We start from the raw sequence: 26,452 nt of genomic DNA, 5'->3' as shown, positions 1-26,452 counted from the left end.
GCGCCAGGATGCGGCGCTGTTTTTACCTACGATAGCGCAATCAGTGCGTCCGGCTCGATCGAGATGCCGACCGGCGTGCCGCGCGCAAGCTCGATGCGGCCCGCGACGTCGACGAAGAGCGGCTCGGGCGCGGCACCGCCAATCGTCAGACGCGTGCGTTCGCCGAGGAACGCGGTGCTTTCGATCTGGCCGCGCAGCTGCGCGCGCGCGGGGTCGGTGAGCCGGGCATCCTCGGGGCGAAAGAAGATTTCGTGCGCGCCGCGTGCGTTCGACGCATGCGCGGGCAACGGCACGGCGCCGCCGCTCGTCGCGAGCATGCCGTCGCGCGGCTCGCCCGCGACACGGTTGATCGTGCCGACGAACTGCGCGACCGTGCGATTGGCCGGACGATAGTAGATGTCGCGCGGCGAACCGATCTGCTCGATGCGTCCCGCGCTCATCACGACGATGCGATCGCCGAGCTCCATCGCTTCGGCCTGATCGTGCGTCACGTAGACAGTCGTGATGCCGAGTTCGCGCAACAGCGCGTTCATCTCGCTGCGCAATGCGTCGCGCAGACGCGCGTCGAGCGCGGTCAGCGGTTCGTCGAGCAGCAGCACGCGCGGCTGCACCGCGAGTGCGCGCGCGAGCGCCACACGTTGACGCTGGCCGCCCGACAGTTGATCGATCGGTTTGTCGGCGTGCGCGTTGAGCCGCATCATGCCGAGCAGTTCGTCGACGCGTTGTCGCGCGACTGCGGCCGGCACGCGTTTGATCTTCAGACCGTAGCCGATGTTGCCGCGCACGGTCAGGTTCGGAAACAGCGCGTAGCTCTGGAACACCATGCCGACCGCGCGTTTTTCGATCGGCAGCGTGGTCACGTCGTCGTCGCCGAATGCGATGCGGCCGCCCGCGTCAGGTGTTTCCAGGCCCGCGATCAGGCGCAGCGTCGTCGTCTTGCCGCAGCCCGACGGTCCGAGCAGCACGAGGGTTTCGCCCGCGCCGATCGTCAGGTCGAGCGGTTCGAGCACGCGCGTGCCGCGAAACGTTTTGGCGCACTGCGTGAGCGTGATGGGAACCGAGGTCAGTTTCATGGCGTGTCGATGGGCTTCGGGGAAGAGGCGGCGCCGCGCTTCTTCGACGCGCTGCGCTGGCCGGTCGCATCGACGCCGAGCCATTGCATCGCGACGAGCAGCGGCATCGTCATGATGAAGAACAGGATCGTGTACGCGCTGCCGATCTCGATGCGCATCGACGCGTAGGTGTCGGCGAGGCCGACCGGCAGCGTCTTCGTGTCGGGCGTGTGCAGCATCCACGTGAGGTTGAATTCGCCGATCGACAGCGTGAGCACCGCGAGCGCGCCCGCGACGATGCCCGGCCGCGCGTTCGGCAGCACGATCGTGACGAAGCGCGTGAAGAAGCTCGCGCCGAGGCTCGCCGCGCCTTCTTCGAGCGTGCGCAGATCGCTGCTCGCGCAGACCGCCGCGACCGCGCGCACCATGAACGGCAGCGTGAACACCACATGCCCGACGACGATGAATGCCGCGCTCATCCGAAACGCCGTGAAGCCGCCGTAGATCACCAGCAGCGCGAGTGCCGATGCGAGGCCGGGCAGCGCGATCGGCAGCACCAGAAACTCTTCGACGATGCGTGCGAAGCGCGTCTTGCTGCGCGCGAGCACATAGCCCGCGGGCACGCCGGTCAGCAGCGTGACGACGAGCGTCGCCGCGGCCACTTCGAGCGACAGCCACACCGAGTCGTGATACTGGATCCACACTTCGACGAGCCAGCGCAGCGTGAGTCCGCTCGACACGCCCTTGAAGTAGTTGACCGTCAGCCCGGCGACGATCGACATGACGACCGGCACGATCAGGAACGCGCACAGCAGCAGTGTGACGAACCATTGACCCGCGGCGAGCCATGTTCGCGTGGAAGGCCACGCGCGTCGCGCGCGCGGTCCCGCTGCCGGTTGCGAAGACGGCGAAGGGGCGGTGATTGAGTTCATGGGTAGGTAGTCGTTGCGTTCGCGAACGCGCGGCTCCGGCGACGCGCCGTTCACGCGCTCGCCGCCACGCCCGAACCGCTCGCGCTGCGCGCGATCGCCAGCACCGCCCACGTGACGATGCCCAGCACGATCGACAGGCCCGCGGCCGTCACCATGTTCGCGTTCAGCGTGAACTCGGTATAGATGGTCATCGGCAGCACGTCGATGTCGGTGGCGAGCGTGAACGCCGTGCCGAACGCGCCCATCGCGGTCGCGAAGCACACGGCGCCCGCCGCGATCAGTCCGGGCGACAGCGCCGGCAACACAATGTCGCGCATGATGCGCCACGGCGATGCGCCGAGCGAGCGCGCGGCCTCTTCGAGCGATGCATCGAGCTTGGTCGCCGATGCCATCACGGTGACGATCACGCGCGGAATCGAGAAGTACAGATAGCCCAGAAACAGGCCGCTCATCGAATACGCGAACACCCAGCGATCGCCCGCGAGTTTCAGCGACAGCGCGCCGATCAACCCTTGACGTCCCGCCAGCATGATGACCATGAAGCCCACGACGACGCCCGGAAACGCGAGCGGAAACGTCAGCAGCGCGAGCAGCGGGCGCTTGCCGGCGAACTCTCGACGCGCGAGCAGCAGCCCCGCGATCACCGACAGCACCAGCGTGGCGGCCGTGACCGCCGCCGCCAGCACGACGGTCGCGCCAAGGCTCGACATGTAACGCGCATTCGTCAGCATTGCGCGATACGTCGCGAACGCATGGCCGCCGCCGGAGAGCTGCGCGAGCGCGACCATCGGCAGCAGCCAGAACGCGATGAAGACCGCGAGCGCGGGCGCGAGCAACGCGATGCGCCAGCGCAGCGGGAACGTGACTTCGATTCAATGCATCACCTGTAGATAGCGCTCGCCGAAGCTCGACTGCTTGTCGGCCATCTTCGCGAAGTCGACCGGCTTCGCGCGCGCGTATTCGCTCGCGGGCAGGAACTGCGCAGCCGTCTCGGCGCTCATCGCGCTCGCGCGCACCGGCCGCAGATACGCCTGCGCCCACAGCTTCTGGCCTTCGTCGGACAGTACGAAATCGAGCACCTTCTTGCCGTTCGCTTCGTGCGGCGCGCCTTTCACGAGGCTCATCACGTACGGCACCGAGATCGTGCCTTCCTGCGGAATCACGAACTCGACGTTCGCGTGATCCTTGTACTTCGCGCGGTACGCGTCGAAGTCGTAGTCGAGCAGGATCGGAATTTCGCCGGACAGCACGCGCGCGTACGCGGTTTGCTTCGGCACGATCGGCGCGTTCGCCTTGAGCTTTCTGAACCAGTCGAGACCCGGCTCGAAGTTGTCGAGCGTGCCGCCGAGCGCCTGGTTTACCGCGACCGCGCCCGCATAGCCGACGAACGCGCTCGACGGATCGAGATAACCGATCATGCCTTTGTATTCGGGCTTCAGCAGATCGGCCCACGAGCGCGGCACCGGCTTGCCTTCGAGCGCGTCCTTGTTGACGAAGAAGCCGAGCGTGCCCGAGTGGATCGTGAACCAGTAGCCTTGCGGGTCTTTCAGGCCGGCGGGAATGTCGTCCCAGTGCGCGGGCTTGTACGGCTGGATCACGCCCTTGTCCTTGGCCTGGAACGCCGACGATACGCCGAGATACACGACGTCGGCGACCGGGCTTTTCTGCTCGGCCATCAGTTGCGCGATCGATTGTCCTGAGTTCTTGTTGTCGAACGGCACGCGAATGCCGGTCTTTTGCTGGATCGCCTTGATCTGGCTCGCCCAGTCGGCCCATTCGGGCGGGCAGTTGTAGCAGATCGCGGTTTCGTCGGCGCGCGCGGCTTGCGGCGCGAGCGCGACGAGCGCCGCGCCGGCGACGAGCAGGCTCGCCGGCAGTGCGGTCGCGGCGGAGCGCGCGAGTTTTTGCCACAGCGGTATGAGCGAGGATGCGAAGCGTGAGGTTGAGCGGGGCACTGCGGGTCTCCCTGTGTCGGATGGGTTGCGCGGGTTGGGAATGACAGCCAGGGCGCGCGTATGCGCGTGCCTTCATTGGGCTTCTTATGCGAGCGGTTTTTCGGTGGCGGCCGCAGCGCTCGGGACGTGGGTCGGCGACGCTCCGTCGAGGTTCGCGTGCGAGCCGAGCGCCGCGATCGTCGCGCCTTCGCGCAGGCTGTGCGGCAGCGTCAACGCGCGCGAGGTTGCGCAGAACGCGCGCTCGTCGCGCGCGCCGCCGATGCGTGCGAGCAGGCGCTGCCACGCCGCACAGCCGATTTCGCGATTCGGTGCGCAGATGCTCGCGAGCGCCGGCGACAGCAGTTCGCCCATTGCGAGGCCGTCGAAGCCGAGAATCGACATATCCTGCGGAATCCTCAGACGCGCGCGGCGCAGGCCGCGCATCACGACCATCGCGAGCAGATCGTTGCTGCAGAAGAGGGCGGTCGGACGGTTTGCGCCGTGCGTCAGGTGCGCGAGCACGGACGGCGCGAGTTCGTCGGCGTTGAAATCGACTTCGAGCGCGGGCGCGGCCGTGAGGCCGGCCTGCTGCATCGCCTGCGTGTAGCCGAGATGCCGCTGACGCGCGCGATCCGAGGCCGCGAACGAGCCGGCCAGCATCAGAATGCGGCGATGGCCGTGCGCGATGAGCCGGCGCACGCCGTCGTAGGCGGCGAGGCGATTGTCGACCGACACCGACGGTCGGCGCACCGTGTCGTTGTGCATCAGCACGTATAGCAGGCCGTCGCGGTCGAGTTCGTCGAGCAGCGGATGGGTGTCGGCATCGGCGACGGTCAGGATCAGTCCTTCGACGCGATGCTCGCGCAGCGTTTCGATTGCGTGACGTTCACGGTCCACGTCGTACTGCGTGGTCATCAGCATCAGCCGATAGCCTTGCGCTGACGCGAGATCGTCGATGCCTTGCAGGCATTCGGCGAACACCGGGTTCGCGAGCGTCGGCAGAACGACACCGACGAGGCGCGTGCGCTCGCCGCGCAATAGCCGGCCGAGCGGGCTCGGGCGGAAGTTCAGCGCGTTGATCGACTGACGTACCTTGTCGAGCGTGACGGGGTTCACGGTGTGCGGCGCGTTGATCGCGCGCGATACCGTGGCGATGGAAAAGCCCGCGTGGGCGGCGACATCCTTGATCGTCGGCGTCATCGGTTTTCGGCCCGCTGTAATCGTTTTCGTGAGCGGATTATCGGCAACGTTTGTGACTTGGGGATGAATGCGGGTGTCGGGCGCTTTTTTGGGGCTGCCGCGAGGCGATGGTAGAATTCGCGACCACGCGCGATTGCCACCTCTGCCGGGGTGATGAAATTGGTAAACATAGCGGACTTAAAATCCGCCGCCTTCGGGCTTGCCGGTTCAAGTCCGGTCCCCGGCACCAAATACTCGCCAACGGATTTCAACGGTTCACCACGAAGCCCCGACAGCTAGCGCTGAGCGGGGCTTTTGTTTGCTGTAGTCTCCAAGGGTTCACCAGCGATTACAACCCAGGGGGTCGTTTCGGGGGTTGCCACGATTCAAGCGCCCGTCGGATTTCAAGCGCCCGTCGGATGGAAAACGACCCCCGCAGCGGCGCGACAACCGGAGACGCAGACATGGCGCTGACCGATGCCACGATCCGTAACACGAAGCCGGGTGAAAAACAGCAGAAGCTGTACGACGGTGGCGGCCTGCTGCTGCTTGTCACGCCAACGGGCAGCAAGCGATGGATTTTCAAGTACCGTTTTGCCGGAAAGGAAAAGAGCCCCGCACTTGGCGTCTATCCAGACGTGCCGCTTGCCGATGCCCGCAAGCGTCGGGACGACGCCCGCGAAAAACTGGCAGCAAACATCGATCCGGGGGAAGCCAAAAAGGCCGGGAAACGCGCCGCCCGCCTTGCTGCTGCCAATTCATTCGAAGCCGTTGCGCTCGCCTGGATGGAAGAGCGCGGTCAGTCCGTTGAAAGCGGGCAGTGTGAAAAAACGCTTGCGCGTTTCAGGAATGACGCGTTTTCCTAGCTTGGCAAGCGACCCATCGCGGAAATTGACGCACCCGAGATTCTGGCAGTCCTTAAACGCGTGGATAGCCGGGGCGCCCGCTTTACGGCTCACCGTCTGCGCAGCGAAACAAGCCCCGTGTTCCGTTTCGCGATCAAGGAGGGCTATTGCAAAACCGATCCGGCACGCGATCTGGTTGGCGCAATACCGCCTGCACAGACAACGCATTTCGCCTCGATCACCGAGCCCGCCAAGGTCTCGGAGATGTTGCGGGCCTTCGATGCCTTTTCCGGCACGTTCCCGGTTTTGTGCGCGCTCAGGCTCGCGCCCATGCTGTTTGTGCGTCCCGGCGAACTGAGACAGGCTGAATGGGCGCAGATCGATCTGGACAAGGGGGAATGGCGCTACCGCGTCACGAAAACCAACACGGATCATCTTGTGCCACTGGCGGCACAGGCCGTCGCGATCCTGCGCGAACTGCGGGCGCTGACGGGTAGCGGCCGCTACGTGTTCCCAGGCGCGCGCGACGCGCACGCCGTACCGGATAACCTTGGTTCGGCGTACAACCGCACAAAATTCATTCGCGAGCGCCGCGAGATGATGCAGGAGTGGGCCGATTACCGTGACCGGATCAAGGCCGGGGCCGAAGTCATTCCGATCAAAGGCGGGACGGTCGCCTGACTACCTCAGCGGGACAATCTTTTGGAACAGCACCTCCCGATGATGGAAGCGTGGGCGGCGCATGTCTTTGCTCACTGAGACCTACGTGACGTTAAACAGAAAGTCCCGCCGAAGCGGGACCACTTGTACTCATCGGCTTCGCGAACTACCGGTTAATAGTCGTCGCGGTTATCCTCAAACACCGGAAAATTAAGGTCGAGGGTAATCAGGTAGCGCTCGTCGTTTGGTCGGCCGTCTGTCCGAAAGCATCGGATATTGAGGGAAACCTGATATTTGTTGCCGGCCTGCCATCGTGTCGTGGGTGCGTCGCACGCCCGAATTGTATTGCGTGTCGCCTGAGTGTCTTCGATGGGGCGATTGGCCGAAGAGTGAAAAGGTTTCCACCCGCCCCGCCTGAATTGGTTCTGTAGGTCCGTAAGGATCGCCATTGATTCATCAAGCGGTAATGTTTCGACTTGCGGCGAGAGTACAAGCGATTCGACCTTGCCTTTCTGGTCGTACTGAACCATGAAAAACTTCGCGGCCGGCGTTACGAAATCATAGTGTGGATCAACAAATCGGAGTTTTGCAGGGCGTATCAGCACCCCAGCCCAGCTTGTATTGGGTTCAATCGGCGGTAACGTCGAGTGCGATTGCTTACGCACCTGTTCATAGGGTTCCCCTAGCGTCAGCACGACCTCATCAACAGGCTTTGCCATTGCGAGCAGTCCCCATAAGGCAGCGCAGCCAACTACGGTGCAAACGAGATATCTAAACCACCTGATTTTTCGACTCAGCATGTTTACCTTGCATGCGCGATGAGATAAAGGGAATTTTCTACGTCATATTTCTTAAGCGGATCGTGTAGCAGTTGGTCGAAACGCTGTGCGGCTCGCAAAACAAATGTCATGCGCTGCTGTGGATCGGCAAGATTTGCGAGAGGCTCCTTGCTGAATCTTTCGTTCTTGGCGTTGGCCCCCGTCACCGTACACTGATTCGCAAAGGCAAGCTGGATTTCCCGCGCCGATCCAGTCGGAATATGCAATGCCCATGCGAACTGGTTGGCGCGCATCAGCAACGCGAATGTTGGATCGTTGTACATGGCCGGTTGCAAGATGTTGATTTGCTCGTGTATTGCCAGGTCTTTGACACCATCTGCAATGCGGCCACTATCAATTGCGGAGAAGGCGCTCAAAATCTGAGGCCTTTCCTCCGCGAACGGAACACTGTTCTCAATCGGCCACAGGACGGAACTGCGCAAGAGTTTGCGTTCGGGTAAGCATCGCTTTAATCGCGCAAGCCCAAACTTCTTGTAGAACATATGCAGCGGCCAAACGTCGAGAAACAGCGACGTGTTGCCCTTTGCCAGCATCTGATAGACCTTGGCACCGCTTTCGGCGGTCGCAGCACTCACCGCCGACTGTGCCCCGTAGGCCGTCATCCATGCAGCCGGGCCAACACTCGCTACCTTGCGCAAATTGGCAACGCTGTCCGAAGCCGATTTGCCGATCATCTCGGCGGCATTGAGCAGCCCGCATCCTACCTGCTTCGACGCGAACGCCGCGAGTCCGGCCCACTGGAAACGTCGGTCATCCCACCAGAGTTGTGCATACGCCGCATTGATGCTGCGGTTACGCGCAATCGGATCGTCAACGGATACGATGGCCTCGGCCTTCTTCTGATAGAAGCGCCAGCAGTCGATACAGTCCTGCTTGTCCTCTTCCGCTCGCTTTTTTGCGGCGGCCTCTTCCTCTTTCCAGTTCGGGTAACAGACCGGACACCTTGGGTTATCGCACTTTTGCATCTTCGTTATTCGCGTTGGTGTTGTACCGACGCCGCGCAAGGCCGATGCCATATTTCGGCGCGCAGTTCTGGGTGAGGGCATGCCGACTCTCTCGGCTCTCCGCTTCGTGAGCGAATCATAAAATGGCCTCACCTTCGACGGGTGAGCGCTGTGGATCACCCTGCGCCAAGCTAGCGCAAACAGGAGGGGGCATTCAATAGGACAGGGTCGATATTTTGTTTAACGATTGTCAAAACAATGGTGATGGTGACCATCGGGTTTAGTGAGTCGTGAGCGGCGGCGCGATAACAAGGAGCCAGCGATCGCTGTCGCCGTTGTCGGGGGGAGTGACAACCGCTTTCATATGTACAGGATGACCAACCATCAGGTCGCCAAAGCCCTGTACGACGAAGTAAAGAACGGCAACCTGCTGTTTGTGCCCGAGCGGGACGACATGCGCAAGTGTGTGGAGGCGATACGCAAGCAGCGGGAAAAAGGTTCGGGTCCAGCGCCTGCCCGCACACAACAACCGGCCGAGGCGGACATCGCAAGCTCGCTCCATGGCAACAGTCCGCGCGTGCCGCAGAATCTCGGCAATGCAAAGCCGTTGGAGTACGCACCGGACGCGCCGAGCGGCGATGTGCAGCAGATCGCGGCGCGCGGAGTCAGCGCGGCCGAGGAAACTGAGTGCGACGCGATATATCATGCGGAAATGACAGCCTGTTCTGCTGCTGGCGCAATATTCCAAGACCCGCGCACTTATGCGCTGTGCGCGCAACGGGCATTCGCGAATTACCAGACCTGTAGAGGTTATTGATGAGTCAACGACAAACCGCGTTTATCAGTTTTTTCGACGAACACACGGGACAGGTGAAATTCTGCGTTGTGCCGCGACAGTTCGTTCAAACCGCGATTGATCGCGTCATGGCAATCAGCGTGCCGCCGGATGCCGCTGAACACTCCGACGCTCCATTTACAGACGAGGACGCGCGGAAGCTGGGGGGCTTGGCGGTCCTGAGCCTTGCCGCTTCGAATCCTGACTTGAGGTCTCGCTTGCAGATCACGACTGAAGCCCCGATGGTCTGGACACCAGCGAAGCCGTCTGGCGAATAGTGCATTCTTGTAGTCGCTCGACGTCAAGCATGCAGGGTGATTGATGCGATGAAGCGAGCGAATCAATTGCGCGGTGACGACAACGCCATCTTGCACGACGATGGAGGCGTTGAATCAGGCGGTGAGATCATCGACAACATGCACGCCTACGCGCCTTAAGTCGTCCGGAAAGAATCAAACTTGTCGCCAGGCCGGACCATGCGTAACATCAACCCCGCCAACCTCACTCCGCCTTCATGTTCCCCCTCAAATACCTCACCGGCTACCCCGCACCGCTGCAAGACAAGGTGAGAAAGCTGATCGCCGCCGATCAGCTCGGCTCCTACGTCGCGCAGAAGTACCCGAGCACGCACGAGGTGCAAACCGACCGCGCGCTCTACGAGTACTGCGCGGAACTCAAACGCGAACACCTGCGCAGCGCGGATCAGATCGACAAGGTCACGTACGACAGCAAACTCGACGTGATGCGTCACGCGCTCGGCCTGCACACGAGCGTTTCGCGCGTGCAGGGCAGCAAGCTGAAAGCGAAGAAGGAAATCCGCATCGCGTCGTTATTCAAGGCCGCGGCGCCGGAGTTTCTGAAGATGATCGTCGTGCACGAACTCGCTCATCTGAAAGAAAGCGACCACAACAAAGCGTTCTATCGTCTGTGCGAGTTCATGCAGCCGGGTTACCAACAGATCGAATTCGATCTACGTCTGTATCTGACACATCGCGATCTGGCGAAGAAGACCGTGTGAGGTACGCCGCGCGGCGGGCGCGGCAGGCGCGACAGGCGCGACAAACGGAGCTGACTTCAAGCCGCCAGTTCCGCGGCATCCTCCACCATCGACGCCGTCAACAACACCGGAATCGACATTCGACGTCGGCGTACCCGCGCCATCGGCGACCGAGGAGAGCGGCACCAGCGGATTCGTCTCCGGATAATAAGCGCCGAGGCAGCCGCGCGGAATGTCGTACTCGACGAGCAGAAAACCGTCCACGCGTCGCTCGATGCCATCGGCCCACACGCTCGTGATATCGACGCGCTGACCAGCCGCGAACCCGAGCATCGCGAGATCGTCCTTGTTGGCGAACAGCACGCGCCGCTGTCCGTAGACGCCGCGATAGCGATCGTCGAGACCGTAAATCGTCGTGTTGTACTGATCATGTGAGCGGGTGGTCATCAGCGTCATCAGGCGTTCGCCATGTTGCTTCTTCGCCTGATGAATCGGCGTGTCGAGCGCGATCGCGTGGACGATGAACTGTGCCTTGCCGCTCGGCGTTTTCCAGATGCGATCGCGCGATGCGACGCCGAGATGGAAGCCGCCCGGCTTCTTCAGACGCTCGTTGTAGTCGTCGAAACCGTCGATCACCTTCGCGATGCCCTCGCGAATCAGCGCGTAGTCGGCCGCATGGGCGAGCCAGTCCACCTTGCCGCTGCCCAAAGTCGCATGCGCCATGCGCGCGACGATCGCCACTTCGGAAAGCAGATTGTCCGACGCCGGCTTGTTCATCCCATACGAGATGTGCACCATGCTCATCGAATCCTCGACGCTGACGCCTTGCGCCACGCCATTCTGAACATCGATCTCGGTGCGTCCGAGCGTCGGCAGGATCAGCGCGTCGCGGCCATGCACGAGGTGGCTGCGATTGAGCTTCGTCGTCACGTGCACGGTCAGATCGCATGCGCGCATCGCGTCCCACGTGCGCGGCGTGTCCGGCGTCGCGATCGAGAAATTGCCGCCCAGCCCGATGAACACCTTCACCTTGCCGTCGAGCATCGCCTGAATCGTGTTGACGACGTCGAGTCCGTGCTCGCGCGGCGGCGCGAAGTCGTAGGCTGCGCCGAGCTTGTCGAGAAACGCTTCAGTAGGCTTTTCTTCGATACCGACCGTGCGGTCGCCCTGCACGTTCGAGTGGCCGCGCACCGGGCACAGCCCCGCGCCGCGCCGGCCGATATTGCCGCGCATCATCATCAGATTCGACAGCAGCTGTACCGTCGCGACCGAGTTCTTGTGCTGCGTGAGACCCATGCCCCAGGTCGAAATCACCGCGCGGCCCTTCACGTAGATATCGGCGAGCTTCAGCACCTCGTCGAGCGGCACGCCTGCCTCGGCGACGATCGTGTCCCAGCGCTCGGCGCGCAGATCGTCGGCGAAGGCAGCGAAGCCGACTGTGTGCTGGGCGATGAAGCCGAAGTCGAGCACGCGCTCGAGGCCCGACACGAGCGCTTCGTCATCCAGTTCGAGCACGCGTTTGGCGACGCCCTTGATCAGCGCGAAATCGCCGCCGACCTTCGGACGGATGAATACCGAGCTGATTTTCGTGCTGCCCATCGTCAGCATTTCGACCGGTTGCTGCGGGCTCGCGAAGCGTTCGAGGCCGCGCTCCCTCAGCGGATTGATCGACACGATCGTGGCGCCGCGCTTCGCGCATTCGCGCAGCTCGCCGAGCATGCGCGGATGGTTGGTGGCCGGATTCTGGCCGAAGATCAGCAGCGTATCCGCGTGTTCGAAGTCATCGAGCGTGACCGTGCCCTTGCCGATGCCGACCGTGTGCGGCAGGCCACGGCTCGTCGCCTCGTGGCACATGTTCGAGCAATCGGGAAAATTGTTGGTGCCGTACATGCGCACGAACAACTGGTACAGGAACGCGGCTTCGTTGCTCGCGCGGCCCGAGGTATAGAACGCGGCGCGGTCAGGATCGTCGAGACGCTTCAGATGGCTCGCGATCAGCGCGAATGCGTCGTCCCAGCCGATCGGCACATAGCGGTCGCGCGCGGCGTCGTAGACGAGCGGATCGGTCAGGCGGCCGTGCTGCTCGAGTTCGAAGTCGGATTGCGTCATCAGCTCCGCGACGCTGTGCCGCTCGAAGAACGCGGGCGTCACGCGCTTGCCGGTGGCCTCGGCGGCCACGGCCTTCACGCCGTTTTCGCAGAACTCGAATGTCGACGCGTGCTCGCGATCCGGCCACGCGCAGCCGGGGCAGTCGAAGCCGTCAGGCTGGTTCTGCTTGAGCAGCGTGCGGTAGTTGCCGCCCGCGACCTTCTCCTTGAGCAAGTTGATGGCGACATACTTCAGCGCGCCCCAGCCAGCGGCGGGGTGCTTGTACGGCTCGATGCGGGCTTCGGCTTGTGTTTCGTTCTTCTTCATGACGTGGCGGTGGACAGATTCGACAGGGTTTGCAGACCAATGCCGGAGATCGTACTGTGTTCCACAAACTACGTCGGATACAGAAAATCGGAAAGAACAGGAGTACAGTTGCGCAACGATGCCTGAAGCCGCCCGAATCCAGCCGAATCGCATGAAGCTCTACGAAAAACTCGCCGACGAAATCACCGAAGCCGTGCGCCGCGGCGTGTTCGCGGCCGGCGAGCGGGTTGCGTCGGTGCGTCAGGCGAGCCAGCAGCACGGCGTCAGCATCAAGACGGTGCTGCACGCGTATGCGCTGCTGGAGAGCCGCGGCATCGTCGAGAGCCGGCCGCAGTCGGGTTATTTCGTGCGCGACGCGGCCGCGCGGGCGCTCGCGCCGGCGCCCGCCGCGGCCCGCGCGGGCCGCAAGTCCGCGCCGCCGCCGGTGCCCGCGACGGTCGACGTGAGCCGGCTCGTGCTGTCGACGCTACGCAGCATCCGCGCGCACGACGCCGTGCCGTTCGGCTCGCCGTATCCCGATCCGTCGCTGTTCCCGTGGCGGCGCATCAACCAGTACGCCAACGCGATCGCGCGGCGGCACGCGAGCTGGAATCTGATCGACGATCTGCCGCCGGGCAACCCCGAGCTGATCCGGCAGATCGCGCGGCGCTATGCGGAAAACGGTCTGCCGGTCGATCCGGGCGAAATCGTGATCACGCTCGGCGCGACCGAGGCGATCAACCTGAGCCTGCAGGCGGTCGCCAAGCCGGGCGATACCGTCGCGGTCGAGTCGCCGACCTACTACGCGATGCTGCACGCCATCGAGCGCCTCGGCATGCGCGCGATCGAGGTGGCGACGCATCCGGTCGACGGCATCGACATCGACGCGCTCGCGAAGGCGATCGCGCGGCAGAAGATCGCCGCGTGCATGGTGATGCCGAATTTCCAGAATCCGCTCGGTTTCTGCATGTCCGACGAGCGCAAGCGGCAACTGGTCGAACTGCTGGCCGCGCACGAGATTCCGGCGATCGAGAACGATGTCTACCAGGAGCTGTATTTCGGCGACACGCGGCCGTCGACGCTGAAGACCTTCGACACCCAGGGGCTCGTGCTGCACTGTGCGTCGTTTTCGAAAAGCCTGACGGCGTCGTACCGGATCGGCTGGGCGCTGCCGGGGCGCTATCGCGCGCAGGTCGAGAAGCTCAAGTTCCTGAATACGCTGACGACGCCGTCGGTGCCCCAGATCGCGGTCGCCGATTATTTGCGTCAGGACGGCTACGACCGCCATCTGCGGCACCTGCGCCGCGTGTACCGGCAGCAGGCGAGCATCATGAGCGCGCTGGTGCTGCGCTTTTTCCCGGTCGGCACGCGCGTGTCGACGCCGCGGGGCGGCTACGTACTGTGGGTCGAGTTGCCCGTTGCGATCGATTCGATGCGGCTTTATCAGGCGGCGCTCGAACGCGGGATCACGGTAGGGCCGGGGATGATGTTTTCGACGCGCAACGATTTTCGGCACTTCATCCGGCTCAACTACAGCTATCCGTGGACCGCGCAGGCCGAAGCGGCGTTGAAGACGCTCGGTGAGCTGGCTACGGCGATGGCGTGACAGGCGCTACGGCGATGCCAAACGACACATCACGACAGGTAGACCGACATGGATGACGACGACATCGACCCGCAACTCGCCGCGATACTCGCGCAGCTATGGCGCGCGCATCGCGAGACACCCTGGCGCGCGTGGTCGCTCGCGAAGCTGTCGAAGCAGGCCGGCGTGCCGATGAGCAGCTTGCGGCGGCAATTGACGGCGCTCTCGGGAAGCGGTCTCGTCGATACGATGTTCCACGACGATGGCACCGGAGCCGCGTCGCTGAGCGAAATCGGCGCGCAGCTTTGCGCGGAGCTGTTCGGCACGAGCGAGGGCGGCGAGCCGTCGGCCGCCGGCTGAGCGTCCCGGCGCAACTGCCACCGGCGCGCAATTGATCCGGCGCACGGGTTGATTGTTGTCGTAGTCAGCGCGCTCCGCCGTCTCATTGCCCGACGCTCGCCTGCACCTGCGGTTGTGATCGCGATGGCGCCATGTCCGCCGCCTCGAGCGTGGCGACGCCGCAGAACCAGTCGGCATCGCGCGGCTGATACTTCCACCGCTTGCTGGACTGCCCGATCACGCTCGCACACTGCTCGTTCACCACAAGGTCGGGCTGCGCGGCCGTGCATTGCAGTGTCGACGGATCGGAGTGCGCATCCGCATCCACGGACGCCGCGTGCCGCGCGCCGCTCGGCAGGCTCGCCAGCAGTCGCTGCAATTCGTCGATACGCGTCGCGTACCACGTCCGCAGACACGCGGCGTCGCGGCAGTTCGCTTCGCGCCAGGCCCACTTGCTGTCGCTGTCGTCGATGAACGCGCGGCGCTGGGCGACTCGCCGACGTGCCTTCCAGTAGAGTTGGCCCAACGTGTCGTCGAGCGTCGACAGGGCGGCGTCGCCGCAAATCATGCGCTCGGCCGGCGAGCGGCCGCGCTGGCAATCGAAACTCGCAGCGTTGGCGTACGGATGCGCGAGCAGCAGTCCGGCGATCAGGAGGGAGCGGAAGAGGGTCATCAGGGTCCGGGCGGTGCATCGGTTGATCATGCCGCCGATGATCGACCGGTCGCGCGCCTCGCGGACGTCCGAACAACGCGGGAATTCGGGCGGGTCGTTACCAGATGTTGCCGCGCGGGCTGCCGGCCCAGGTCGGCGCTCGCGCACCTTCGCGTGTCATGAAGTAGGCGCAACGTCTATATGATGGAAGTGGGGGCACTTGGGCCGGCGTGGTCAAAGGCGGCCATCGAAAGAGGGAGAACGAATGCAACGACGACTCGTGATCGGTCTTTGCATGGCAGCGGGCCTTCTGACTTTACCCGGCGCGGCCAGCGCGCAGTCACAGGCCTATACGAACAGCGGGTCCAACCTGCGCGCGGGCCCTGCGGCCGACTACCCGGTCGTCGCGCAACTGCCGGCCCAGCGTCGAGCCGCCGCGGCGCCTGCGGGCCACGAACAGACGGCGCCCGCACTGCCGTCGCCCGTCGTACCGGCATCAACCGATGCTGGCACGCCACACCGGAGCCGTCCGCACGCGATGCATGGCAGATTTTCACGCTGGACTTAGCGTAAACCCCGGTGTGCCGCGTACACTAACTTGCCGATGTTGGGTTGGGGGGCGCAACTATGATTTGCGAAGCAACATCACGTGGCACGACGACAGCCGCGCCGGAGGGCGCCCGCTATCGGCCGGAACGGGCCGAGGAGGTACTCGCGTCCGAGCGCGGCGTGTTGCGGCTGATCACCCGCAACACGCCGCTGCCCGAACTGCTCGACGAAGTCTGCCGTCGCGCCGAGGCGCTGCTCGGCGACGGCGCGTGCTGCTCGATCCTGCTGCTCGACCCGGACGGCGTGCATGTGCGCGTCGGCGGCGCGCCGTCGCTGCCGCCCGCGTACAGCGCCGCGATCGAGGGCGCGGCGATCGGTCCGCGCGTCGGCTCGTGCGGCACGGCGATGTTCGAGCGGCGTCTGGTGATCGTCGACGACATCGAATCCGATCCGCTGTGGGAAAACTTCCGCGATTTCGCGTTGCCGCACGGCTTGCGCGCATGCTGGTCCGTGCCCTTCGAAAACGACGCGGGCATCGTGCTCGGCGCGTTCGCCGTTTACTACCGCGCCACCCGCTGTCCGACCCCCGAGGAAGAGGCGATGCTGCGCGACATCGGCGGCAGCGTCGGCCTCGCAGTCCATCAGGACGCGATGGCGCAGCGCCTCGCGCATAGCGAGGAGCGTCACCGGCTGGTCGTCGATCATCTCAGCGAGGGCATCGTCGTGCAGTCGCGCACCGGCATCGTGCTCGCCTGCAATCCGAGTGCGCAGCGCATGCTGCACGTGACACCGGAGGTCGTCGGCAGCAGCATGCGGACCGTGATGACACGCGCGTTCGGCGAGGACGGCTCGGTCATCGGCGAAGTCAACCGTCCGGTCTCGCAGGTCTTTGCGACCGGCAAGCCGATGCTCGGCGTGACGGTCGGCCTCGAACTGATCGGCGGCGAGGTCGTGTGGATCACGCAGAACGTCGTGCCGATCCTGCGGCCCGGCGACAGCGAGCCGGACTCCGTGCTGATTTCGTTTTCCGACATCGGGCCGGTGCGCGAGGCGCAGCGCCAGCTGAAGTACCTCGCCACGCGCGATTCGCTGACCGGCCTCTACAACCGCGCCTACCTGACCGAGCGGATGCGCGACCTGTTCGCGCCGTGCGCCGCCGGCGACCATGACGGCGAGCTCACCAGCGTCGCCGTGCTGTTCGTCGATCTCGACAGCTTCAAGAAGGTCAACGACACCGCCGGTCACGAAGCCGGCGACGCCTTGCTGTGCAGCGTCGCCGAACGGCTGTCGGCCTGCGTCGGGTGCGGCGACACGCTGGCGCGCGTCGGCGGCGACGAGTTCGTGATCGTCGCCAGTGCGTACGGCAATACCGGCGAGCTGATCGGCCTCGCGCACCGCATTCTGGACATGATCGCGGTGCCGTTCGCGGTGGCGGGCAACGAGTACTACCTGGGCGCGTCGATCGGCATCAGCCTGTTTCCCGAAGACGGCCAGGACGTCGCGACGCTGATGCGCAACGCCGATTCGGCGATGTATCACGCGAAGCAGCGCGGCCGCAACAACTTCCAGTTCTTCACCGCCGAGCTGAACCAGCATCTGCAGCGGCGTTTCACGATCGAACAGTCGCTGCGGCGCGCGCTCGCGGCCAACGAGCTGAGCCTCGTGTACCAGCCGATCGTCGATAGCCAGAGCGGCCGCACGATCGGTGCGGAAGCACTGCTGCGCTGGTACAACAGCGAGCTCGGCAACGTGTCGCCGGGCGAATTCATTCCGGTCGCCGAGGATGCCGGGCTGATCGTCGAGATCGGCGACTGGGTGCTCGAGCACGCCTGCCAGCAGGTCGCGCAGTGGCGGCGCTCGCTCGCGCCGCATCTGGTCGTCGCGGTCAATCTGTCGCCGCGGCAGTTCAACGACGGGCTGCTCGAGCGCATCGAACGTTCTCTTGCGCAGTCCGGGCTCGAACCGGCCGCGCTCGAACTCGAGATCACCGAGCGGTTGCTGATGAGCGACAGCGATACCGTGCTGCCGATGCTGAGCGCGCTGAACGCAATGGGCGTGCGCGTCTCGGTCGACGATTTCGGCACCGGTTATTCGTCGCTGTCGTACCTGAAGCGCTTTCCGCTGCATAACCTGAAGATCGACCGCTCGTTCGTCGCGGGGCTGCCCGATCATCGCGATTCGGTCGCGATCACCCAGGCGGTCGTCGCGATGGCGCACTCGCTCGGCATGAACGTCACCGCCGAGGGCGTCGAGACCGTCGAGCAGGCGGCGTTCCTGCGCGCGATCGATTGCGACAAGCAGCAGGGCTACCTGTACAGCCGGCCGGTCGGCGCGAGCGCGTATGCGCGCACGCTGTACGACGCGCAGCTGATCGGCATGGCGAAGGCGTCCTGACGCGATTGTTCAGATTGCCGAACAAGTGACTTCGCGTTGCCGCTATTTATCGGCGGCGACGCACTCCCTAAAATTGCCCCATCGAAACATTATTGGTGCGCGGTGCCGAAGCGGCGCCCCGCGTTTGGGGGTCGTCATGTCAGAGTTGATCAGAAACCAGTTTTACCGGCCAGCGGTCGTACTGCCGATGGTCGCGCTGATGCAGGTGATGGTGTCGCAGGACTTCAATCTCGGCCAGGTCGGCTGGGTGTTCGCGGCGCGCGGCGCGCAGGCCGCACTGCAACGTTCGCGCGAGTTGATTTGCGCGGTTCATTGCCACGCCTGAGATTTCCCGCGCAGCATACGCAGTAATCCCAACTGATTGGCGCCGCCTCGCGCGCGGCGCGTGGGAAGACGGGCCGTCGCCAAAGCGCCCGCACAACCAGACATGACATGGCAGCGCGTGGCACTAAGCGTAAGATGCTACGACCTGCACCCAGCCGGGGAGAGTTGCCATGCCACAGCACTTCGACGCAGTCGTGATCGGTACCGGACAAGGCGGTTCGCCGCTCGCCGTGCGCCTCGCTCAAAGCGGGCGCCGCACCGCGGTGATCGAACGCGCGGAGTTCGGCGGCACTTGCGTGAACGTCGGCTGCACGCCGACCAAATCCTATGTGGCGAGCGCCCGCGCGGCGCACGTGGCGCGCCATGCGGCGGAGCTCGGCGTGCAGGTGGGCTCGGTCGGCGTCGATCTGGCGGCCGTGAAGGCGCGCAAGGACCGGATCATCGGAGAGTCGCGCAGCGGCGTCGAAAAATGGCTGCGCGGCACGGAAAACATCACGGTGTTCAACGGCCACGCGCGCTTCACCGGCGCGCGCACGCTCGCTATCTGCGGGCGCGACGGGGAATTGCTGAACGAGCTCAGCGCGTTCGAAATCTTCATCAACACCGGCACGCGCGCCGTCGTGCCGCCGCTCGAAGGCATCCAGCGGATTCCGTACTACACGAACTCGACGCTGCTCGAACTGACCGCGTTGCCGGATCATCTGGTGATCGTCGGCGGCAGTTATATCGCGCTCGAATTCGCGCAGGTGTTTCGCCGCTTCGGGAGCCGCGTCAGTGTGCTGGTGCGCGGCGAGCGCGTGTTGAACCGCGAGGATGCCGATTTCGCGGAGTCGGTGCAGAAGGTGCTCGCGCGCGAGGGCGTCGAGTTTCATTTCGGCGTGCAGCCGACGCGCGTCGAGCCGCATGCGCATCACGCGAACGACGTGTGCATCGGCTTCGAGCAGAACATCCCGGCCATGGAGGCGTCGCACCTGCTGTTGGCCACCGGCCGCCGGCCGAATACCGACGATCTCGGCCTCGACGTCGCCGGCATCGAGACCGACCGGCACGGCACGATCATCGTCGACGGCCAGTTGCGCACCAGCGTGCCGGGCGTTTGGGCGATCGGCGACGTGAACGGCCGGGGCGCGTTCACGCATACGTCCTACGACGACTACCAGATCGTCGCGGCGAACCTGCTCGGCGGCGGCGCGCGCAGCGTCGACACGCGGATCATGACGTATGCGGTGTTCGTCGATCCGCCGCTCGCGCGCGTCGGCATGTCGGAGGAGGAGGTGCGCAACAGCGGCCGCGAAGCGCTGATCGCGACGATGCCGATGTCGCGCGTGGGCCGTGCGCGCGAGCGTGGCGAGACCGACGGCTTCATGAAGGCGCTCGTCGATGCGAACAGCAAACAGATACTCGGCGCGGCAATTCACGGCATCGAGGGCGACGAGGCGATCCATACGTTCGTCGACATCATGACGGCAGGCGCGCCGTATCCGACTTTGCAATACGCGATGCACGTGCATCCGACCATCAGCGAACTGGTGCCGACGCTGCTCGATGGGCTCAAGCCGATGCAATGAACTGCCTTGACGCTGGCGCGACACGCTGATGACAAGCTCGCTCAAACCCGCACGTAACAGCGGCAATCTGTTCGACCTCGTCGCGCAGTTGGGGACGACGCCCGAGGAGCAGGTCGACGCGCTCGTCGAGCGGGGCGGCGTGACGATCGAGCGGATCGTCTCGACCGGGCAGGCGAGTCCGCCCGGCTTCTGGTACGACAGCCCGCGCGCCGAATGGGTCGTGCTGCTCACCGGCGCGGCGATGCTGGAATTCGACGGCGACCCCGAGCCGCATCGGATGAAGCCCGGCGATCACGTGCTGATCGAGGCGCATTGCCGCCACCGCGTCGCATGGACGAGCGACACCGAGCCGAGCGTGTGGCTCGCCGTCCATTACCCGTGAGCCGCGGCGGATCGAGCCATCCGCGCGTCCGGCTCTCGCGCATCGACAAATCCTCACACCATCACCGATAATCGGCAGCGGCGCGGCCCGCGCGCAAGGCGAAGGCGGGCTGTGCGCCCCACCGCATTGATCTTCGGGACTCGCATGGGCAAGGGACGCGTCGAAGCCTTCAGCGATGGCGTAATCGCCATCATCATCACGATCATGGTGCTCGAGCTGAAGGTGCCCGATGGCCACGATCTCGCGGCGCTGCGCCCGGTCGTACCGGTGTTCTGCGCATACGTGCTGAGCTTCGTCTACGTCGGCATTTACTGGAACAATCACCATCACATGTTCCATGCGGTGCAGAAGGTCAACGGCAAGGTGTTGTGGGCGAACCTGCATCTGCTGTTCTGGCTATCCCTCTTGCCGGCCGTGACGCACTGGGTCGGCGAAAACCATCTGGCCGCGTGGCCGACCGCGATGTACGGCATCGTGCTGTTCATGGCGGCGATCGCGTATTTCATCCTGACGCGCACGCTGATTTCGCAGCATGGACACGACTCGACGCTGGCCAAGGCGCTCGGCAACGACTTCAAGGGCAAGGTCTCCGTCGTCATTTACCTGACCGGCATCGGGCTCGCGTTCGTCGTGCCGTGGGCGTCGGCCGTGCTGTACGCGCTCGCCGCCGCGTGGTGGTTCGTACCGGACCGTCGCATCGAACACGTGCTGGAGGCCTGAGCATGCTGCTCGCGCTGAAGCTCGTGCTGGTGCCGGCCTTTCTCGCCGCGCTGACGGCGGCCGCGCGCGTCTGGGGGCCGTCGGTCGCGGGATGGCTCGCGGGACTGCCGGTCGTCGCCGGACCGATCATGCTGCTGCTCGCAGTCGAGCGCGGGCCGGCGTTCGCGGCGCAGGCGTCGGCGGCGTCGGTTGGGGCGATCGCCGCATCCGAGGCATTCAATCTTGCTTATGGATGGAGCTGCCGACGCTTCGACTGGCCGCTCGCACTGGTCGCGGGCATGGCCGGCTGGCTCGGCGCGGGACTGCTGATCGTGCGGATGCCCGGCTCGCTTGGGTGGGCGCTGGCGGCGGCGTGCGTGGCCGTCGCGGTGTCGCAGAGCTGCTTGCCGCGCGCGACGGGCCATGTGCCGGCGGCGCGCGTTGGGCGCGCGGATCTGGCCGTGCGGATGCTCGCGGGCGCCTTGCTGACGCTCGCGGTGACGGCTGCCTCGGCATCGATGGGCGCGGCGTGGAGTGGCGTGGTGTCGGTGTTCCCGCTGCTCGGCATCGTGCTCGCGGTGTCGGCGCAGCGTGCGCATGGCGCGGACTTCGTGGCGCTCTTGATGCGCGGCATGGTGGTCGGGCGCGGCTCGTTCGCGGCGTTCTTCGCGGTGACGGCGATGCTGCTGCCGCACTACGGTGTGGCGACGGGGTTTGCGTGCGCGGCGGTGGTGTCGGTCGTCGTGCAGGGGTTGACACGGCGCATGCTGGCTGGGCAGCGCCGTGCCCAGGCGGCGGCGCGAGAGTTGGCGCAGCCGCAGACCGAGTGAGACTGCGCATGGCTTCACATCGCTCACCTTCGACCGCTACCCGCATCGGGCTCATCTCGGATACGCACAACCTCGTGCGTCCCGAAGCGTTGCGCTATCTCGACGGCTGCGACGCGATCATTCACGCGGGCGATATCTGCAACCCGGACGTGCTCGACGCGCTCGCGCGGATCGCGCCGCTGACCGCGGTGCGCGGCAACAACGATACCGGTGACTGGGCCGCGTCTCTACCGACGCATGCGCGGCTGACGATCCAGCAGGTGACGATTCTGGTCGTGCACGACATCGCCGAGCTGGGCTGCGTGCCGCAGCACGATGGCATTCGCGTCGTGGTGAGCGGCCACTCGCACAAGCCGTCGATCGCCGAGCGCGACGGCGTGCTGTACGTCAATCCTGGCAGCGCGGGGCCGCGGCGCTTCAAGCTGCCGGTGTGCGCGGGCACGCTGACCGTCGAAGGCGCGCAGGTTGGCGCGACGTTCGATTCGCTGTTGACGTAAAAAAACGGGCCGGCGAATGTCGCCGGCCCGCTTCAGAAACTACGCCTGACGTGATGACTGCGCAGGTCAGGCACGCGCGGTCGCAGCCGCCGCGAACCGTTCATCCATCTCCTCGGCCTCGCGCTCACCGCGCAGCACCGCGTGCGCTTCAGCGCGCGTCGCGACGCACGGACCTGAGCCGAGCAGCGGCTTGCGCGCGGTTTCGCGCAGCGCGAGTACCGACACGATGCCGATCAGCGATGCGCCCATCAGGTAGTACGCGGGCATCATCAGATTGCCGGTCCGGTCGACGAGCCATGCGGTCACGAGCGGCGTCGTTCCGCCGAACAGCGACACCGAGATATTGAAGCCGATCGCGAGCGCGCCGTAGCGGATCCGGGTCGGGAACAGCGCCGGCAGCGCCGACGGCATCACCCCGGTGAAGCACGACAGCAGCACGCCGAGAATCATCAGACCGCCGAACACGGGCAGCACCGTGCCCATCCGAATCAGCAGCAGCGCGGGAATCGACAGCGCGAACAGACCAACGCAGCCGAGCAGCATCACGGGCTTGCGGCCGATCGCATCGGACAGACGGCCGGCGGCGAGCGTCATCGGCATCATCAGGATCATCACGAGCAGCACGAGGAATAGACCGTGCGTTTCGTTGAAGTGCAGCGTGGCGGACAGATAGCTCGGCAGATACGAGAGCGCCATATAGTCGGTCACGTTGAAAATCAGCACGAGGCCGACACACAGCAGCAGCGGCTTCCACTGCTGCACGAGCAGCTGGCGCAACGACTGGCTGGGCAGCGCGCGGTCCTCGGCTTCGCGCTCTTCGGCCTGTTTCTTGAACGCGGGCGTTTCCTCGAGCTTCATGCGGATGTACAGACCCACCAGGCCGAGCGGTCCGGCGATCAGGAACGGTACGCGCCAGCCCCAGGACAGCAGCGCGTCATTCGACAGCGTCGCCGTCAGCAGCGCGACCGTGCCCGCGCCGAGCACGTAGCCGATCAGCGTGCCGAACTCGAGAAAGCTGCCCATGAAGCCGCGGCGCTTGTCGGTCGAGAATTCGGCGATGAAGGTCGCGGCGCCGCCGTATTCGCCGCCGGTCGAGAAGCCCTGCACGAGGCGCGCAAGCAGCAACAGCGCCGGCGCGAGAATGCCGATCGTCGCGTAGTTGGGGATCAGGCCGATCGCGAAGGTGCCCGCGGCCATCATGATCATCGTCATTGCCAGCACGCGCTGACGGCCGATGCGGTCACCGAGCGGCCCGAATACCATGCCGCCGATCGGCCGCACGAGAAACGCCGCGGCAAACGTGCCGAAGGTCGCAATGAGTTGCGCCGATGGGCTCGACGAGGGGAAGAACACCTTGCCGAGCGTGACGGCGATGTAGCTGTACACGCCGAAATCGAACCATTCCATCGCGTTGCCGAGCGCCATGGCGCCGACGGCCCGTTTCAGGAGGGAGTGATCGACGACGGTGATGTCGTCGAGGGAAAGACGCTGTTCCGGTTTGTGATGTCGCCAGAAGCCGTTGCTGGAAGCGGTCAAGGTTGAAACTCCAATGACTGCGACGAAACTCGTGATGCGTTCCGCCACGGTTTTGCTGGGAAGTGTAATTTCGTGAGCAAGGTGAGACTATTCGCGGCACCGGTTATCCGGCGGCGCAACGGATGGCGAAAAGAAGCAAACGCCCGTGCCTCGCGGTAAGTTCGCGAAAAAACACTCGACTAGATTGTGCTGACTGTTGCACCTGCGTGGCCGTGGAAGGGGGGCAGATGCATGAGGGACGCGGGGCTGGCGGGAAACTGACCCATGCGCCACTGAAGGCTTGAAACGAAAAAGGCCGGTCTTGAATTTTCCGCTTTAGGCGGGGAAACGACCGACGAGCCTTCTTGTTTAAAAACAGTTCAATTCAGGATGGCGCGTGCGCGGAAAAACACACGATGAACCAACTTGAAAGAACACGAATGAAGGTGAATTGCGGCTGAAACGAGGGCACATGTTAGCACGATGCCAGAGGATCATGCAAATCGGCAGTGCGAGGCAGGGCCGCCAATGGGACTCGATCCGTTGCGGGACGGGAGATCTGGCGGGGTCGGAACGGCCCTGAAAAACGGACCGCTTAGAACATTGGCGAGCGCTTTTTGAGGCGAAGACGACGCGAGCGGCGGGCGCGATGCGCGGCCGATGTTGGTGCGAAAAAAATCCGCGCTTGCGGCGCGGACTTTCAGGCGTGTGTTTGCTCGGGTTGGGCGACGCGTTGTGTCGTGTCGTCCTCGACGAGGCAAGCTCAGGCCGACGGCGGCACGTAGCCCGACGCGGTATCCGCGCCTTCGCCGAAGAAGAACTTTTCGGTCTGCTTCATCAGATACTGCCGCGCGCGCGGATCGGCCATGTTCAGGCGGTTTTCGTTGATCAACATGGTCTGCTGCTTCAACCAGCTCTGCCAGGCTTCCTTCGAGATACTTTCGTAGATCCGCTTGCCGAGTTCGCCCGGCAGCGGCGGGAAATCGAGGCCTTCGGCTTCCTTGCCGAGCTTCGCGCATTGAACCATACGAGTCATGCTGTGCTTCTCCTGTAATCGATGTGGGGCGGGCAGACGCCGGTTCGGATCAGATGGGGGCGATCACGAAGTACTCAAAGCTGTTTCATCAGCACGAGCGATTTGCGCTGCCAGTTATAGAGTCGGCGGCGGTCTTCGGGCAAGTCGTCGACCGTAACCTTGACGAAGCCGCGCTTCAGGAACCAGTGTTCGGTGCGCGTGGTGAGCACGAAAATGCGCGTGAGGCCGCGTGCCCGCGCGCGCTGTTCGATGCGCTTGAGCAGGCGCTCGCCGTCGCCGGTGCCTTGAGCTTCGGGCGCGACGGTCAGGCACGCCATTTCGCCGATGCGCTCCTGCGGATACGGATACAGCGCCGCGCAGCCGAACAGCACGCCGTCGTGCTCGATTACCGAGAAATGGTCGATATCGCGTTCGATCTGGTGACGGCCGCGCCGTACCAGCGTGCCGTCTGTTTCGAGCGGCTCGATCAGGGCGAGAATGCCGCCGACGTCGTCCGGCGTTGCTTCGCGCAGGCTTTCGAGGTTCTCGTACGAAATCATCGTGCCGACGCCATCGTGCAGGAACAGTTCGAGCAGCAGGCTGCCGTCGAGCGCGTACGGGATGATGTGCGCACGCGGCACGCCGCCGCGGCAGCCGCGGATCGAATGCTTCAGGTAGAACGCGGCGTCGCCAGTCACTTCGCCGCTTTCGTGCAGCTTGTAGGCGTCGTCGAGCGACAGTTCGCGGATCAGCTCGGTGCCGCTTTCGCCGGTTTCCATCAGGCCCGGCGTTTCGGTCAGGAACACGATCTTGTCGGCGCGCAGCGCGATCGCCGCGGCCGAGGCCACGTCTTCCATCGACAGATTGAATGCCTCACCGGTGGGCGAGAAGCCGAGCGGCGACAGCAGCACGAGCTTGCGGCTCGCAAGCGAGTGTCGGATCGAATCCGCGTCGATCTTGCGCACGAGGCCCGTGTGCTGGAAGTCGACGCCGTCCAGAATGCCGACGGGGCGCGCCGTCACGAAGTTGCCCGATACGACGCTGATGTGCGCGTGCGCCATTGGCGTGTTCGGCAGACCCTGGCTGATCGCGGCTTCGATGTCGAGACGCACTTCGCCGGCCGCCTCCTTCGCGGACTCGAGCGCGCGCGCGTCGGTGATGCGCATGCCGTGTGAAAACTCCGATTCGACGCCGTGCAGGCTCATCTGCTCCTCGACCTGCGGGCGCGAGCCATGCACGAGCACGATCTGGATGCCCATTGCCTGCAGCAGCGCGATGTCGGACACGAGCGCATTCAGCAGCCCCTGATGCACCACTTCGCCGCCGAAACCCACGACGAATGTCTTGTTTCGGAACGCGTGGATATACGGGGCGACGGAACGCATCCAGTCGACGAATTGCGCGTGCTGGGCGAGGGTTTCCGGCGAGTCGGCGGGGGCCGGGACGCTCGCGGGCGCGGGGACGAGGTCGGTTTGGGAATTCATGCCGGGGA

23 protein-coding genes, 1 tRNA gene and 3 pseudogenes are annotated in these 26,452 nt (G+C 64.6%); 15 read left to right on the top strand and 12 right to left on the bottom strand.

Translation table 11 applies throughout. The features are described 5' to 3' along the window. Positions 1-26: 26 nt before the first annotated feature. The 5 genes from OKW40_RS09990 to OKW40_RS09970 all read right to left on the bottom strand — a co-directional run bounded on the left by OKW40_RS09990 (position 27) and on the right by OKW40_RS09970 (position 5,118). Positions 27-1,073 carry an ABC transporter ATP-binding protein gene (locus tag OKW40_RS09990; RefSeq protein ID WP_429489521.1) on the bottom strand — a complete coding sequence of 349 codons (1,047 nt, stop codon included), beginning with the start codon at positions 1,071-1,073 and terminating at the stop codon, positions 27-29. Then, on the bottom strand, positions 1,070-1,984 hold the full coding sequence (locus OKW40_RS09985; protein ID WP_429489519.1) for an ABC transporter permease: 915 nt from the start codon (positions 1,982-1,984) through the stop codon (positions 1,070-1,072). Before OKW40_RS09985 ends, OKW40_RS09990 begins: the two co-directional genes overlap by 4 nt. A 50-nt stretch (positions 1,985-2,034) precedes the next feature. Continuing rightward, positions 2,035-2,856 carry an ABC transporter permease gene (locus OKW40_RS09980; protein ID WP_429491945.1) on the bottom strand — a complete coding sequence of 274 codons (822 nt, stop codon included), beginning with the start codon at positions 2,854-2,856 and terminating at the stop codon, positions 2,035-2,037. Then, positions 2,857-3,939 (bottom strand): ABC transporter substrate-binding protein, encoded by a 1,083-nt coding sequence (locus tag OKW40_RS09975; protein ID WP_429489517.1) that lies wholly within the window; start codon positions 3,937-3,939, stop codon positions 2,857-2,859. It abuts the gene before it with no gap. Between the two features lie 84 nt (positions 3,940-4,023). Next, positions 4,024-5,118 carry a substrate-binding domain-containing protein gene (locus OKW40_RS09970; protein WP_429489515.1) on the bottom strand — a complete coding sequence of 365 codons (1,095 nt, stop codon included), beginning with the start codon at positions 5,116-5,118 and terminating at the stop codon, positions 4,024-4,026. Between the two features lie 144 nt (positions 5,119-5,262). Between OKW40_RS09970 and OKW40_RS09965 the strand changes: the two genes are divergently transcribed. Further along, positions 5,263-5,347: transfer RNA gene (locus OKW40_RS09965), tRNA-Leu, on the top strand. Between the two features lie 214 nt (positions 5,348-5,561). Further along, a pseudogene (locus OKW40_RS09960) lies at positions 5,562-6,623 on the top strand (tyrosine-type recombinase/integrase). A gap of 152 nt (positions 6,624-6,775) precedes the next feature. On the opposite strand, the gene OKW40_RS09955 reads toward OKW40_RS09960, so the two are convergent. Then, a complete protein-coding gene (locus tag OKW40_RS09955) occupies positions 6,776-7,321 on the bottom strand; it encodes a flagellar biosynthesis sigma factor (protein WP_260321354.1) in 546 nt (181 codons plus the stop codon). Between the two features lie 83 nt (positions 7,322-7,404). After that, positions 7,405-8,406, bottom strand: a complete 1,002-nt coding sequence (locus tag OKW40_RS09950; RefSeq protein ID WP_429491943.1) for a DUF2515 family protein — start codon at positions 8,404-8,406, stop codon at positions 7,405-7,407. Positions 8,407-8,758: 352 nt separating this feature from the next. Between OKW40_RS09950 and OKW40_RS09945 the strand changes: the two genes are divergently transcribed. From OKW40_RS09945 to OKW40_RS09935, 3 genes are all read left to right on the top strand, one after another. Then, positions 8,759-9,202 (top strand): hypothetical protein, encoded by a 444-nt coding sequence (locus tag OKW40_RS09945; protein WP_184063821.1) that lies wholly within the window; start codon positions 8,759-8,761, stop codon positions 9,200-9,202. Beyond that, positions 9,202-9,498: a hypothetical protein gene (locus OKW40_RS09940; protein WP_184063824.1), complete on the top strand. Its 297-nt coding sequence runs from the start codon at positions 9,202-9,204 to the stop codon at positions 9,496-9,498. Before OKW40_RS09945 ends, OKW40_RS09940 begins: the two co-directional genes overlap by 1 nt. A gap of 236 nt (positions 9,499-9,734) precedes the next feature. Beyond that, entirely contained in the window at positions 9,735-10,238 is a 504-nt protein-coding gene (locus OKW40_RS09935) for a M48 metallopeptidase family protein (protein WP_187612949.1), read from the top strand. A 56-nt stretch (positions 10,239-10,294) separates the two neighbouring features. Here the strand turns inward: OKW40_RS09935 and OKW40_RS09930 are convergent. Next, a pseudogene (locus tag OKW40_RS09930) lies at positions 10,295-12,632 on the bottom strand (FdhF/YdeP family oxidoreductase). A 151-nt stretch (positions 12,633-12,783) separates the two neighbouring features. Between OKW40_RS09930 and OKW40_RS09925 the strand changes: the two are divergent. Beyond that, a complete protein-coding gene (locus OKW40_RS09925; protein WP_090800892.1) occupies positions 12,784-14,217 on the top strand; it encodes a PLP-dependent aminotransferase family protein in 1,434 nt (477 codons plus the stop codon). 48 nt (positions 14,218-14,265) lie between these two features. Further along, on the top strand, positions 14,266-14,556 hold the full coding sequence (locus OKW40_RS09920; RefSeq protein WP_090800890.1) for a helix-turn-helix domain-containing protein: 291 nt from the start codon (positions 14,266-14,268) through the stop codon (positions 14,554-14,556). A gap of 82 nt (positions 14,557-14,638) precedes the next feature. Here OKW40_RS09920 and OKW40_RS09915 read toward each other — a convergent pair whose 3' ends face one another. Next, positions 14,639-15,208 carry a lysozyme inhibitor LprI family protein gene (locus OKW40_RS09915; protein ID WP_429489512.1) on the bottom strand — a complete coding sequence of 190 codons (570 nt, stop codon included), beginning with the start codon at positions 15,206-15,208 and terminating at the stop codon, positions 14,639-14,641. Between the two features lie 244 nt (positions 15,209-15,452). On the opposite strand from OKW40_RS09915, the pseudogene OKW40_RS09910 reads away from it, so the two are divergent. The 8 genes and pseudogenes from OKW40_RS09910 to OKW40_RS09875 form a co-directional block, all read left to right on the top strand. Beyond that, a pseudogene (locus tag OKW40_RS09910) lies at positions 15,453-15,605 on the top strand (SH3 domain-containing protein); the annotation flags it as partial. A gap of 209 nt (positions 15,606-15,814) precedes the next feature. Then, positions 15,815-18,130 (top strand): putative bifunctional diguanylate cyclase/phosphodiesterase, encoded by a 2,316-nt coding sequence (locus tag OKW40_RS09905; RefSeq protein WP_429355793.1) that lies wholly within the window; start codon positions 15,815-15,817, stop codon positions 18,128-18,130. A gap of 136 nt (positions 18,131-18,266) precedes the next feature. After that, entirely contained in the window at positions 18,267-18,455 is a 189-nt protein-coding gene (locus OKW40_RS09900; RefSeq protein WP_184063847.1) for a hypothetical protein, read from the top strand. A 169-nt stretch (positions 18,456-18,624) separates the two neighbouring features. Then, a complete protein-coding gene (locus OKW40_RS09895) occupies positions 18,625-20,022 on the top strand; it encodes an FAD-containing oxidoreductase (protein ID WP_429489510.1) in 1,398 nt (465 codons plus the stop codon). Between the two features lie 28 nt (positions 20,023-20,050). Beyond that, on the top strand, positions 20,051-20,404 hold the full coding sequence (locus OKW40_RS09890) for a cupin domain-containing protein (RefSeq protein WP_429489508.1): 354 nt from the start codon (positions 20,051-20,053) through the stop codon (positions 20,402-20,404). 144 nt (positions 20,405-20,548) lie between these two features. After that, positions 20,549-21,124: a TMEM175 family protein gene (locus tag OKW40_RS09885; protein WP_090800882.1), complete on the top strand. Its 576-nt coding sequence runs from the start codon at positions 20,549-20,551 to the stop codon at positions 21,122-21,124. A gap of 2 nt (positions 21,125-21,126) precedes the next feature. After that, positions 21,127-21,933 carry a hypothetical protein gene (locus OKW40_RS09880; protein ID WP_429489507.1) on the top strand — a complete coding sequence of 269 codons (807 nt, stop codon included), beginning with the start codon at positions 21,127-21,129 and terminating at the stop codon, positions 21,931-21,933. A gap of 8 nt (positions 21,934-21,941) precedes the next feature. Then, positions 21,942-22,430 carry a metallophosphoesterase family protein gene (locus OKW40_RS09875; protein WP_429489505.1) on the top strand — a complete coding sequence of 163 codons (489 nt, stop codon included), beginning with the start codon at positions 21,942-21,944 and terminating at the stop codon, positions 22,428-22,430. 66 nt (positions 22,431-22,496) lie between these two features. Here OKW40_RS09875 and proP read toward each other — a convergent pair whose 3' ends face one another. From proP to argA, 3 genes are all read right to left on the bottom strand, one after another. Next, entirely contained in the window at positions 22,497-23,966 is a 1,470-nt protein-coding gene (gene proP / locus OKW40_RS09870; protein WP_090800879.1) for a glycine betaine/L-proline transporter ProP, read from the bottom strand. 742 nt (positions 23,967-24,708) lie between these two features. Beyond that, positions 24,709-24,981: an oxidative damage protection protein gene (locus OKW40_RS09865; RefSeq protein ID WP_026225286.1), complete on the bottom strand. Its 273-nt coding sequence runs from the start codon at positions 24,979-24,981 to the stop codon at positions 24,709-24,711. A gap of 74 nt (positions 24,982-25,055) precedes the next feature. Then, positions 25,056-26,444, bottom strand: a complete 1,389-nt coding sequence (gene argA / locus OKW40_RS09860) for an amino-acid N-acetyltransferase (RefSeq protein WP_090800877.1) — start codon at positions 26,442-26,444, stop codon at positions 25,056-25,058. Between the last annotated feature and the right edge of the window lie 8 nt (positions 26,445-26,452).

The organism is Paraburkholderia sp. RAU6.4a (assembly GCF_050435625.1).
In the GTDB taxonomy this organism is placed as follows: Bacteria; Pseudomonadota; Gammaproteobacteria; order Burkholderiales; family Burkholderiaceae; genus Paraburkholderia; species Paraburkholderia tuberum.
Note: the sequence above shows the minus strand (reverse complement) of the source record. Positions and strands in the feature narration are given on the sequence as shown.